Source organism: Flavobacterium akiainvivens, from assembly GCF_001278115.1.
GTDB lineage: Bacteria > Bacteroidota > Bacteroidia > Flavobacteriales > Flavobacteriaceae > Flavobacterium > Flavobacterium akiainvivens.
Map to the genome: position 1 here is coordinate 3,523,315 of NZ_LIYD01000005.1, position 12,648 is coordinate 3,535,962.

Genomic DNA, 12,648 nt, shown 5'->3' on the forward strand with positions numbered 1-12,648 from the left:
GTAGAAAAAGAAATTTACATTATTGCAACTAAATTGCAATTAACAATTCATTGACAAATTAAATACGTCATTTTGTGTTGGCTTTTTACAAGCTTATGTCCTCAATTGGCAAGCCCGTAAACAAACTTTTCCCGAAATTAGCGCTATGCAAACATCGATTACAAAAACACAAATTGCCGTTATGAGCGTGGCCGCAGGCATTTGTGTAGCAAACATTTACTACAACCAACCCATACTTAAAGACATATCGCAATCGCTTAACGTGCCCGAAAAACAGGCCGGAACCATATCAGTACTTGCGCAGGCGGGCTACGGTCTGGGGCTTTTTTTTCTTACGCCGCTGGGCGATAAGGTAAACCGCAAAAAGCTTATCCTGTCGCTAATGGGCATTTTGGTGGCGGTGTTGATAGGTATAACCTTTGTGCAAAGCTTCTTCTGGCTGTGCATTTTTAGCCTGTTAACAGGGCTGCTTAGTGTGGCCGCGCAGGTTATACTGCCCATGGCCGCCAGTATGGATCCCGTAAACCGGGGGCGTACTGTGGGCATTATCTTTACAGGGATATTGGTCGGGATCCTTTCTGCACGCATTTTTAGCGGACTTATAGCCGGTGCGCTGGGCTGGCGCTATGTATATGGCATTTCGGCGGGGCTTGTACTGGTGGCTATGGCCCTGGTGCAGTTTAGCCTTCCGGGGATGAAAGCCGGTTTCGACGGCAATTATGGCAAGCTGCTGGGCTCATCGCTGCACCAGTTTAAGCGTTTCCCGGTGCTGAGAAGGGTAGCCATAGCCGGTGCCTTTATGTTTGGTGTGTTTTGCTCGTTCTGGACAACGCTTACCTTTCACCTAAGCGGCGAACCGTTTAATTACGGGCCCGATGTTATAGGCCTTTTTGGCATCCTGGCCATAGGCGGGGCATTGCTGGCGCCCGTTTTTGGCAAGCTGGCCGATAAGGGCAACCCCACACGGGCACAGTTGCTGGCGGGCGGCATGGTGTTAATTAGTATTGTTTTAATAAAAGTTTTTCCGCATTCGGTTGCGGGTTTTGTAGTTTCGGTACTGCTGCTTGATGTGGGCGTGCAGGCTATGCAGGTAACTAATGTGGCTACCATTTATTCGCTCGATGCAACCGCGCACAGCCGCATTAACACGGCCTATATGACGAGTTATTTTATAGGTGGGGCATTGGGTAGCTTTACGGGCATACAGTGCTGGGGCACCGGCGGGTGGCAGCTGGTAACCTGGCAGTTGCTGTTGTGGTGTGTTGTGGCTATGGTGGCGGTGTCAATAAAAGTTAAGAAGTAAATGTTCTTTTGTCTTGAAACAAAAGAACCAAAAATTCAAGGCTCTAACTTCTTATGCTACAAATTATATGTTTTAGCTAAACGATTTGAACTCGCTTCGCTCAAACAGCAAATCGTTCTTAACGCCAAAACATATAATTTGCTTAACGCAACGAAGTTTAAGGCCGAACTTCACTCAAATCCTGAAAATAGTAATGTAATCAACAGATAATGAAAAATATAATCCTAACTATCCTTATAACTACAAGCGCTTTTGCCCAAAACAAGCTGGAGGCTGTAGGTGTTTTTGAAGGCAGGCAACCCATAGGTGTGGCGGTTGACACCGAATCGAACCGCGTTTTTGTTTCGTTTCCGCATAATGAGCCTTTTAAGTACGGGCTTGCAGAGCTGGGTAAAATAGAAATACCGTACCCTGACGAGAAGTGGAACCATTACACCGGAGCCGACGATGATGCCCATTTTTATAACGTGCAGGATTTGTATGCCGATGACAAGGGCTACCTGTGGGTGCTGGACAGCAAGCCGTCTGGCGGGGCATCGGTCTTTGGCGATGACGGTAAACAGGAGGAAGGGAAGTTTAAGTTGGTTAAAATAAAACTGTCTGACAGTAAAGTAGAAAAGGTGTACCGTTTTGGCGGGCTCAACAAGGTTAAAAGCGGCCTAAATGATGTAAGGGTAGATACACAACGCAACCTGGCCTACCTGAGCGACCCGGCACAAAAAGCCATTGTAGTACTGGATCTGGCTACCGACACGGTGCGCCTTGCCCTTCAAAACCACGCCAGTACTACGGCCACACCCGGCTATGTACTGAATATTGACGGTGTAGACATGAAAGATGAAAAGGGCAACCCGTTTAAAAGCGATGTTAACGGCATTGCACTGACTAAAGACAATAAATATTTTTACTACAAACCCATAAACCACAACAACCTGTACCGTATTGAAACGCAATACCTGGCAGATGCTACGCTATCTGCGGAAGCGTTGGGCAGCAAGGTAGAAACGGTGGCTGATGTGGGCGTTACCCACGGGCTGGAGTGCGATGCAAAGGGTAATATTTATTTTGGCGATTCGCCCAACCACAGTATAAAATATGTAAGTCCAAATGGTAAGGTACATACACTGGTTAAAGACAGCCGTATTATATGGCCCGACAGCTTTGGTATAGGGAGCAACGGTTATGTATATTTTAGCTGTGCACAGCTAAACCGTCTGCCCAAATGGAATAACGGTAAAGACAGGGTAGAAAGGCCTTTCAGGGTGTATAGGGTTAAGATGGTGCAATAAATATTGTGAGGCAGTATTTGTTAATTAAATACTAAAAAGCTGTACGCAACCGTTTTAGCTAATATGTATCTATATAAAACAAATCACACACTATGAAAAAACCTATCATGCTGTTGCTGCTGCTTACCGGCGCTGTTACGGCAACCTATGCCCAGGTAGATTCTACGGGCATTAACTCAAAGAAACACGAAATCAAGATTGGCGCCATTAAAGGGCTTGCCGGCGGAATTATTGAAGGTACGTATGAGTACATCAATTCGCCGTACTTTACTTACGGTGCCTCGATTTTAGGCAACCTTGACACCAATAATGATTATCCGGAAGACTTCTCTATTACGCCCTTTGCCCGTTTTTACTTTACCGAATCAAGGGAGTATGGCGCCAAGGGATTTTTTGTAGAAGGCTTTGGTAAGTTTATAGCAGGCCGGGAGTATACATACACAACTGAGGTGTATTATGACCAAAATGGTAACGAATACTGGAATGGTTATGACAGGGACGAAAAATACACCGCAGGCTCTATAGGCCTTGCCATAGGCTGGAAGTGGGTTAACCACGCCGGTTTTGTGTTTGAAATACTTGCCGGTGGAGGCCGCAACTTTGGGCAGGGTACAGGCCCTGATGCTTCTTTCAGGGGAGATTTTAATATAGGTTACCGGTTTTAAGTAGCCGTTACAGTATCACAAATCCGCATTACAGTGCGGATTTTTTATTTATATGCCATCTGTCTACTGCCCACTGCGCACTCCTTCGGGGGTAACCCCAAAATACTTTTTAAACGCCGTACTGAACGACTGCGCATAGGCATAGCCGCATTGTTCGGCAATATCGCTAACGGTTAATGATGTTTCCAACAGCAGGCGTTTGGCAATGGCCATGCGCTGTGCGTGCAGGTAGCCCATAACCGTATTGCCAAACAGCGCCTTAAAGCCTTTTTTCAGCTTAAACTCATTAAGGCCGGTGTGGCGGCTCAGGCTGGCCAGGGTGTGGTGGGCGGCGGGGTTTTCGTCTATCAGGGTACGCACCAGGTGCAGGCGCCCGGTGTCTTTATCGCTTACTTTATGTTGCGGCAGGGTAGCGGCGGCAATAAACTGCTCTAATTGCAATTGCAGCAGTTTTAGCGCACAGGTTTCTATAAACAGCTGTTTTATAATACCTTCCTTTTCGCAGTGCACAATGTCGTCCAGCACAGCAAACATCTCAGGAGTTATACGCTGTGCGGGTGCCATTGCAGCGGGGAGTTGCTGCGCCAGGCTTTTGGCAAACCCTTCAAATGCGGGGTGGCCCAGCTGCATAAAGCGCTCAAAATAAGCAGTGGTAAACTGTATTTGTACGGTTATGTTTTCCCCCTCAATATCATCGGGCTCCAGCCAAAATTCGCCCTGCGGAATGTAAAACAGGTTGTGGGTGCCGGCGCTCACGCTGTTTTTGCTGTCGCGGCCAAAAACAATACTGCGGCTTCCGGCCAATGAAAAATACAGCTCAATATACGGGCTGGTGTTTTCCATTTGCACCGGGAAAGGCTTATCAAAACACACCCTGCTGTACAACAGGCGCATACCGCTAAAATCGGTGCGCTTAAAGCTGGTATGCCCATAACCATAGTCAAAAGCCAGTTCTTTTTCGGCTATGGGGCCTGTATCTTCGCGCAGGGGCCTTATGCGGCACACTACGGCTTCGGGAATTGTATTGGTCTCCATATCAGTATTTATCCGTTTTTCAAACTTCAAAATCCGTTTAGCAAACACCACAGGCTGTAGTGGTGTACTACTTTTGCGCCAAAATTACTATTATTATTTAGACTAATTCTATTTTAATTGAAAATTAAAGTAAATAAATACACTTAATTCTTACGCGCATATAAATAAATACAAATATGAAATTCTTTACAATCAAAAAACTCAAAACACTGTGCGCCGCACTGCTGCTTTTGCTGGGTTATGCCACTCAGGCCCAGAACAGCTATTGCGTGCCCACGTGGGGTGGCTGGGCAGCAAACGAGCCCACTGAACCCATTACCCTGGTACAGCTGGGGCAAAATGGGGTTAACGGCATTAATAATGCCTCTACAGAAGTGTTGTCATCGGCCACACCAAGGTATGAAGACTTTTCTTCAACCTCTATGAATGTTGCCAAGGGGCAAACCTATACCCTTGTGGTAAAAGGCAATACAGATGGTAATAATATAAACTACATTACCGTGTATTTTGACTGGAATGGCGATGGCACTTTTGGCAACGCTACGCCCGATGATGCCGCTGCACAACAGGTGCTTACCAACCAGCCTGAAAAACACCAGCACCTTACTGCACTGGTTAACAGCACCGGGCTTGACAACCTGTCTGTAGTGCATAACATTGTTATACCTACCGATGCCGTTACAGGCGCTATAAGGATGCGTGTAGTTAAGAATTACAATGCACCGTCTAACCACCCGTGCAGCAACCCGTTTACTTTTGGGCAGGTTGAAGACTATACCCTTAACATTACCGAAGCAGGCGAAGAGCCTTCTACCGGGTGTGCCAATACAGAACCGGGCAACAACCCCGGCGATACCGGCTGCGTGAGCTTTACCTACAACGGGCAAACCGTATCATACACTACCGTGCGCGGTGCCGACGGCAACGTGTGGCTACAGCAAAACCTGGGTGCCGAAGGCGTAGCCACGGCAATGGACCAGGACACGGCTTATGGCGACCTTTACCAATGGGGACGCTGGGAAGACGGGCACCAGAAACGTACATCGGCTACTACAAGTACTGCAGCTAACCCTAATAACCCGGACGGGTTGGGTTCAGGGCAGGCTACTTATATAACTTCAGGATGGTGGAACGGCAACGCCCTTACCGATACCTGGGCAGCTGCAACGCCAGAGGATGCTACCGATATTAACGGCTGCGACCCTTGTAAGGCACTTGGCGAAGGCTGGGTAATGCCTACACAGGAAAACTGGACTGTCCTTGTAGATGCAGAGGATATATCTAACCCGGCTACGGCTTTTGCCAGTAACCTTAAGCTTCCGGCAAACGGCTACAGGTCGTCTTCAGACGGTGGTTTTACCTTTGTGGGCCAAAGGGGCTATTACTGGAGCGCTACGCCTACAGGCATAGGCGCCAAATATCTTTATGTGGGTACAACCATAGCTAATCCGGCTGCCGGCGCAATGCGCGGACAGGGTGCTGCCGTGCGTTGCCTTAAAATAGCACAGCAAATACAATCGGTTACGGTTACTACACAAAACAGTGTGCCGGCAACCATTACCACAAACGGCGGAACACTACAGCTTGTAGCAGCGGTTAACCCAACTACTGCAAGCCAAAACGTTACCTGGAGCATTGCAACAGGTAGTGATTTTGCTACTGTAAACGCTACAGGCCTTGTTACAGCTACCGCAAACGGAACTGTAACCGTACGTGCTACAAGTGTGGCGGATACTACCAAGTTTGGCGAAATAACCGTAACGGTTACCAACCAGGTTGTGCCTGTAACCTGTTCATTTGCAGCTGTAGCTGTTACGGGCTTTAATGCCGATGTTATTGCAGAAGGTACAGGCGGCAACGCTAACAACAAAGCTACACAACCAATAGACGGTGCAAACGGATATTATGCGCAGGATTTTGTACCTGCCAACCCACATTCTTCGGGGGCAAGTGCGGCGGCCTATGGCGCCGGGCTTCCTAATAACGGAACTATAAGCAGCGATGCTACAGCCGGCCTTACGTTTCAGCTGGCTGACTATACAGCTAATAACGCGCTTATCTTAAGAAACAGCTTAACCAATACCGGAACACTTACCTTTACACAGCAAAAGAAAGCCGAAAAGGTATATGTGGCATGGGTTAGTGCAGAAGGCACAAACAATGTAGATGTAACGGTAAACTTTGCCGATGGTACATCTCAGGTATTTGCGGCACAGCAGGCTAACGACTGGTGGTCTGACGGTGCACCGCAGGCTACCGTTAAGGCCGATGGCCCTCTTGGAAGGGTATCTGTAATAACTACGGCAGGCTGGGCTCCGGTAAATAGCTTTAGCGGGCTTACACAAACGTACTTATTCCAAAAAGAGTTTGAGCTTAGCGCTGCTAACCACAACAAGCTTATTGCATCTGTAAGCTTTGCTAAAGAAACGTCTGCAAACGCAGCTACCACAACAGCCGTTTTAGGTGTTAGTATTTGCGAAACGCCGCAAACACCTGTTGCAGTTACCGGTGTTACGGTTACTACACAAAACAGCGTTCCTGCAACCATAACAACAGCAGGCGGCACACTACAGCTTGCAGCCGCGGTTACCCCGGCCGATGCAAGCCAAAACGTTACCTGGAGCATTGCAACAGGCAGCGAATTTGCTACCGTAAGCGCTACAGGCGTTGTAACAGCTGCTGCAAACGGTACTGTAACGGTTCGTGCTACATCAGTAGCTGATACTACTAAGTTTGGTGAAATAACCGTTACGGTTAACATAGCAGCTACGGGAGAGTGCCCGTCACTTACCGAATTATATGAAAACTTTGATACCCTTACCTGCTGCGATTTAGGCGTTGTGCCGGATTGTTGGGAGAGTATCCTGATAAACGGCAGTAACCAGATTATATCGGGCACTACGCCTGCATCGGGCACCAGCAACGTGTATATGAATGGCTATGGCCAGGGCAAAATAGCTATTGTAGTATTGCCACACTTTAGCAATGTAAGTGCCGGTACACACCAGTTCAGGTTTAAGGTAAGGGCTAACAGCGGCCCCGGCGCGTTAGACTTTGGTTATATTACCGATATTGAAGACGAAAACACATTTGTGGTTATAGAAGCGCTTACCATAAGCAACAGCACCTACACAAGTGCAGATGCCGAAAGGACGATTGCAATACCTACAACAGTACCGGCAGGTGCAAGGCTTGCCATAAGGAACCCGGGCACATCATGGGCCGGTTTTTATTGGGATGATGTATATTATGAGCCAATACCGCCTACAACAGGCAACGGTATAACAGGCTATAACTTTGATATTATTGCAAACGGTGTGGGCAATGCCTCGCAATCATCGGGCATAGGCCTTGACGAGGTTAACTCAAGGGCGCTTGTATCGCTTGATTTCCAGGCTACAGCTACCAGCGCACTGCCTACGTATGGCCTTCCGGTAAACGGTGTTATAAACAGTGCCGCTTCGGCAGGTGTTAGCTACCAGCTGGCTAACTATACTGGGCCAAACGCGCTGTACCTTACACCATCTTATGTAACCGGTTCGGCTAACACGGCAAGCACGGGTACACTATCATTCCAGGCACAAAACGCCGAGGTGGTGTATATACTTTCTGCTGCTGCTGGCGGTGGTTCAAGCAACCTTCCGTTTACGGCTACCGTAAACTTTAGCGACGGCACAAACCAGCAGGCATCATTAAATGCAAAAGACTGGTACAACGGCACCAACTTTGCCATAAAAGGCATAGGCCGTGTAAACAGGACAAACAACAACCTTGAAGGCGATGCAGAAAACCCAAGGCTGTATGAGCACACTATAGCGCTAACAGCGGCTAACCAAACCAAGACTATAACAGGCATTACGTTTGCCTTTACAGGAGATTCTACTGCTGAATATGGTAATGAAATACGTTTCGCCATACTTTCTGTAACAACAGGCGAGGCGGTAGACGATGTACTTACCGTGGCTACCACAAACAACGCCCCGGCTACTATTACCACAAACTCGGGCGTACTGGAGCTTGATGCTTTCCTTAACGGAAGCTACACGGCCGATATTACCTGGAGTATTGTTGAAGGCGGTACAGGCCATGCAACCGTAGATATGTATGGCAAGGTAACGGCTGTGGCTAACGGCACCGTGATTGTAAGGGCTACCAGCACTACAAACCCTGAACTGCACGGCGAAATAACCATTACCATAACCAACCAGGTTGAGGGCTACTGCGAATCGTACTTTGTAAACGGATGTTCAGGCCTTGCCATAAGCGGCGTGAGCACTACCGGTGGTACAACTAACATTAGCAACCTGTCTTCAGGCTGTAGTAATGATAACTCACTTACCGGCTATGGTGACTTTACCGAGCAAACAGTAACGGCTGCCGCAGGAGATACGGTTAACTTTACCGTAAACTTCTCGGGCAATACAGCTTACCTATCGGTATGGATTGACTGGAACCATGACTTTATTTTCTCTGACGATGAAAGGGAATACTTTACAGGAAATGCTGAGGCAACAGGTACAACAACGTTTGCTGTAACGGTTCCTGAAGATGCCGAGCTTACTGCAACACGCATACGTATAAAAGCGGTTAACGGCTGGGAGGGTTCAGGCCCGTGCGGCTACAACTCAATAGGTGAGGTTGAAGACTATACCTTTACCGTTGTTGAGCCTGTGGCTATTACCGGTGTAACCGTGGCTACACAAAACAACGTTCCGGCTACCATAGTAACCGAAAACGGCACACTACAGCTTGTGGCTACCGTAAACCCTGCTGAGGCTTCGCAAGAGGTAACCTGGAGCATTACTGCCGGTACAGCTGCTACCGTAAGCGCTACAGGCCTTGTAACAGCTACAGCAAACGGTACGGTTACCGTGCGTGCCACATCGGTAGAAGATACTACCCAGTTTGACGATATCGAAATTATTGTAGACGTTCCGGGCTACTGCGATGTATCGGTAGATTATGATGTAGAGCCTATATCTCTTGTACAGTTTGCCAACATTAACAACGCTACTTCGGCAGTGGTAGATGCTACCCCGGCTTATGAAGACTTTACAGGCATGGTGGCAAACGTTATTCAGGGCGAAACCTATACCATTACCGTAAAAGGTAACACCGTAGGCCAGTTTGAACACGATATCCGTGTGTTTATAGACTGGAACCAGGACCTTGAGTTTGATATGGAAACCGAGTACTACTGGGCTTCGCTACTGCCATCAACCGGTACTGATAACGTAACCGCTACAATTGATATTGAAATCCCTGCCACGGCACTTGCCGGAAACACAAGGCTAAGGGTTATAAAAGACCAGTGGAATATATATGAAGAAGGTGAGTTTGATGCCTGCCTTAACGCATACTACGGCCAGGTGGAAGACTATACCGTAAACATTGCGGCGGCTGTGCCTGCACAAACCGTTGAGGTTACCACACAAAACAACGTGGCAGCAGAAATCACGGTAATAGACGGCACACTACAGCTTGTAGCTACCGTTGCGCCTGATAATGCTACCAACCAGAACGTAACGTGGACTATAGTTTCGGGTGCTGAATATGCAACTGTAAATGCTAACGGTGTTGTTACCGCTACGGGCGACGGTACTGTTGTGGTACGTGCCACGTCAGTTTCTAACCCTGAAGTGTTTGACGAAATAACCATTGTTATAAGCAACCAGCTTACGTGCGAAGAGCAAAACCCTGGCGCTACAGAGCCTGTTACGCTTGTAAACTTTGCGGGTATTAACAATGAGTCGGCTGCTGCTATAGGCGGTGCGTTTACTGAAAACTTCCTTTCGGTAACCGGTACTGCTGCAAGGGGCGAAGAATATGTACTTACTGTTAAGGGTAACACCAACGGCGATTTTGCCAACACCGTTACCGCTTACATAGACTGGAACCAGAACATGAACTTCTCAGACGAAGGCGAAACCTTTGAGGTAGGCACACTGCAAAACTCTACAGGTACTGATGCTGCTGAGGTAACACTGGCCATTACCATACCGGAAACGGCTGCACTGGGCAACGCTACACTGCGCATTGTTAAAAAACGTGCCGAGGGCGAAGTGCCTTGTAATGCCAACCTGTATGGCCAGACTGAATACTACACGCTTACAGTAACAGAGGCGGCAGGCACAGGAGACTTTAACCTGGCTGCCATAAGTGTTTACCCTAACCCGGTTGTAGATGTATTGAACATTGAAGCTACCGAAGAAGTAACACTTGCCGAAGTATACAGCACATTAGGCCAAAGGGTACTTGCCGGTAAAGGCAAAACACTAAACCTTATGGGCCTTGAAAGCGGAGTGTATATAGTTAAGGTAGTACTGCAAAACGGTGTTACGCAAAACATAAAAATTGTAAAACAATAGCAAGTAAATTGTTGAGTCGTTAGTTTTTTCTCTCAGAACCCCGGTGGCAGCCGGGGTTCTGTTTTTTTATAAAAAACCCTTACCCCCTAAACGCCAGCGGAGACTGTGCTGTTTCCTTTTTAAAGAAGTTAGAGAAATGGGCAACCTCTTCAAATCCCAGGGCATAGGCAATTTCGCTTACGCTGCGGGTGGTTTGCTTTAGCAATATCTTGGCTTCCTGCAATATGCGGCGGCGTATAAGCTCGGTTGTGGTGCTGCCGGTGTGCTCCTTAAGCGCCTTGTTGAGGTGGTTTACGTGTACTGATAGCCGCCCGGCATAATCGGCCGCGGTGCGCAGCGCAATTTTATGGTTGTTTGCCGTTATAGGGAACTGCCGTTCCAAAAGCTCTATAAATAACGACGAAATCCGCGCCGAAGACGTGTTAGAGGTGTACAGCTCAGTGCTGGGCTGCAGCTTTTGCCCGTAGTGTATAAGTTCCAGCAGGTAGTTGCGCAGCAGGTCATACTTATAGGCATACGTGCCTTCAAGCTCGGTGTACATTTTTTTGTACAGCTGTTCAATCTCGGCGGCCTGGGCATCATTCAGTTCAAAAACAGGGTAGCTGCCGGGGCTGAATATAGGCAGCTCATCGGGCACAATGCCGCTTTTGCTTTTTACCAGGAACTCCTCAGTAAATATGCAAAAGAACCCACCCTGGTTCTCGTCCAGCGGTAGCCAGTTATAGGGTACACGCGGCGATGCAAACAGCAGTGCATACTTTTCTATCTCAATCTGCTTATCGGCATACTCGGCCCGGTTGCGGCCCTTTATAAAGCTTATCTTGTAGTACTGCCGGCGGTTATAGGGCATGGTTGGTTTGTTTTTGTACTGTGCCAGCGCCTTTGCCACATCAAATACATTAAAGTGGCCTATTTCGTTGCTAATGCCTTCAGGCAATAATATCCCCGCGGCATTGCTGTCTTTATAAAAATCGGTTTTGTGGCTGTAAAAATCCTCAAGCGATGTTGTGTCCATAATATTCTTGCAAAAATCAAATATAGTTATTTTTAAGATACAGATGTTTTAATGGTAATGTGTTGTGAATGAGTGGTAAATGCGGTTTTGTGAAACGAACATGATTTGCTTTTTGCAAATCATGGATTGATGTTTGCAAACCCGGCCCTCTACACCTGTCATAACTTTGTAGTATTAAAACAATAGTATTATGAAACTTACAAACAGTAAAATTTTAATAACCGGCGGCGCCAGCGGCATTGGCCTGGGCTTAACCGAACGCTTTGTGCAACAGGGTAACACCGTTATAATTGTAGGCCGCAGGGAAAGCCTGCTTAACCAGGTAGCTGCCCGCCTTGATAACGTAATCCCTTTTGTGGCCGACCTCTCTGACTCCGCAGGCCGCCAGGGGCTGTTTAACTGGGTACAGCAAAACCATCCTGATTTAGAGGCATTCATCAACAATGCGGGCATACAAAACTGGATGTCAATACACGATGCTGATTTTATAGAGCGTGCAAAAGCCGAGATTGTTACCAATATTGAAGCGCCGCTGCACCTTACTGCCTTGTTTTCTGAATTAAAAAGCCTTAAAACACTTGTTAATGTAACATCAGGCCTTGCCTTCGTGCCGGCCAGCAAAATAGGTGTGTACAGCGCTACCAAAGCCTTTTTGCACTCGTTTACGCTTACTACGCGCTATGTGCTTCAGGACAGGGGTATAGAGGTAATAGAGCTTATACCGCCTGCGCTTGATACCGACCTTGGTGGCACGGGCATACACAGCCAGTTTCCGCCGGTTAGCGGTTTTGTAGACAGCGTGTTTAATGACCTTGAGGCCGGTAAAACCGAGATTACCTACCTGCACAGTACCGATATGGCTATCGGCGGGCCGGAAGTGATAAAGGCAAGGTTTGATGTGCTAAACCCACCTAAATAAGAAAACAGAACCCCGGTGGAAGACGGGGTTCTGTTTTTTATGTTTCACACCGTG

General features: G+C 47.7%; 7 protein-coding genes. 5 read left to right on the forward strand and 2 right to left on the reverse strand.

The window, feature by feature from the left end; all coding sequences use genetic code 11:
* The first annotated feature begins 145 nt into the window (after positions 1–145).
* From AM279_RS15895 to AM279_RS15910, 3 genes are all read left to right on the forward strand, one after another.
* Positions 146–1,303: an MFS transporter gene (locus tag AM279_RS15895; protein ID WP_054409009.1), complete on the forward strand. Its 1,158-nt coding sequence runs from the start codon at positions 146–148 to the stop codon at positions 1,301–1,303.
* A gap of 209 nt (positions 1,304–1,512) precedes the next feature.
* A complete protein-coding gene (locus tag AM279_RS15905) occupies positions 1,513–2,592 on the forward strand; it encodes an L-dopachrome tautomerase-related protein (RefSeq protein ID WP_054409011.1) in 1,080 nt (359 codons plus the stop codon).
* A 92-nt stretch (positions 2,593–2,684) separates the two neighbouring features.
* Entirely contained in the window at positions 2,685–3,257 is a 573-nt protein-coding gene (locus AM279_RS15910; RefSeq protein ID WP_054409012.1) for a hypothetical protein, read from the forward strand.
* Between the two features lie 63 nt (positions 3,258–3,320).
* On the opposite strand, the gene AM279_RS15915 is transcribed toward AM279_RS15910, so the two are convergent.
* Entirely contained in the window at positions 3,321–4,292 is a 972-nt protein-coding gene (locus AM279_RS15915) for a helix-turn-helix transcriptional regulator (protein WP_054409013.1), read from the reverse strand.
* Between the two features lie 176 nt (positions 4,293–4,468).
* Between AM279_RS15915 and AM279_RS15920 the strand changes: the two genes are divergently transcribed.
* A complete protein-coding gene (locus AM279_RS15920; RefSeq protein ID WP_054409014.1) occupies positions 4,469–10,660 on the forward strand; it encodes a GEVED domain-containing protein in 6,192 nt (2,063 codons plus the stop codon).
* 79 nt (positions 10,661–10,739) lie between these two features.
* Here AM279_RS15920 and AM279_RS15925 read toward each other — a convergent pair whose 3' ends face one another.
* Positions 10,740–11,675, reverse strand: coding sequence for a helix-turn-helix domain-containing protein (locus AM279_RS15925; protein ID WP_054409015.1), 936 nt, complete (start codon positions 11,673–11,675; stop codon positions 10,740–10,742).
* Positions 11,676–11,865: 190 nt separating this feature from the next.
* Here AM279_RS15925 and AM279_RS15930 point away from each other — a divergent pair, with 190 nt between their 5' ends.
* Complete coding sequence (locus AM279_RS15930) at positions 11,866–12,594, forward strand: SDR family oxidoreductase (RefSeq protein ID WP_054409016.1); 729 nt, start codon at positions 11,866–11,868, stop codon at positions 12,592–12,594.
* The last annotated feature ends 54 nt before the right edge of the window (positions 12,595–12,648 follow it).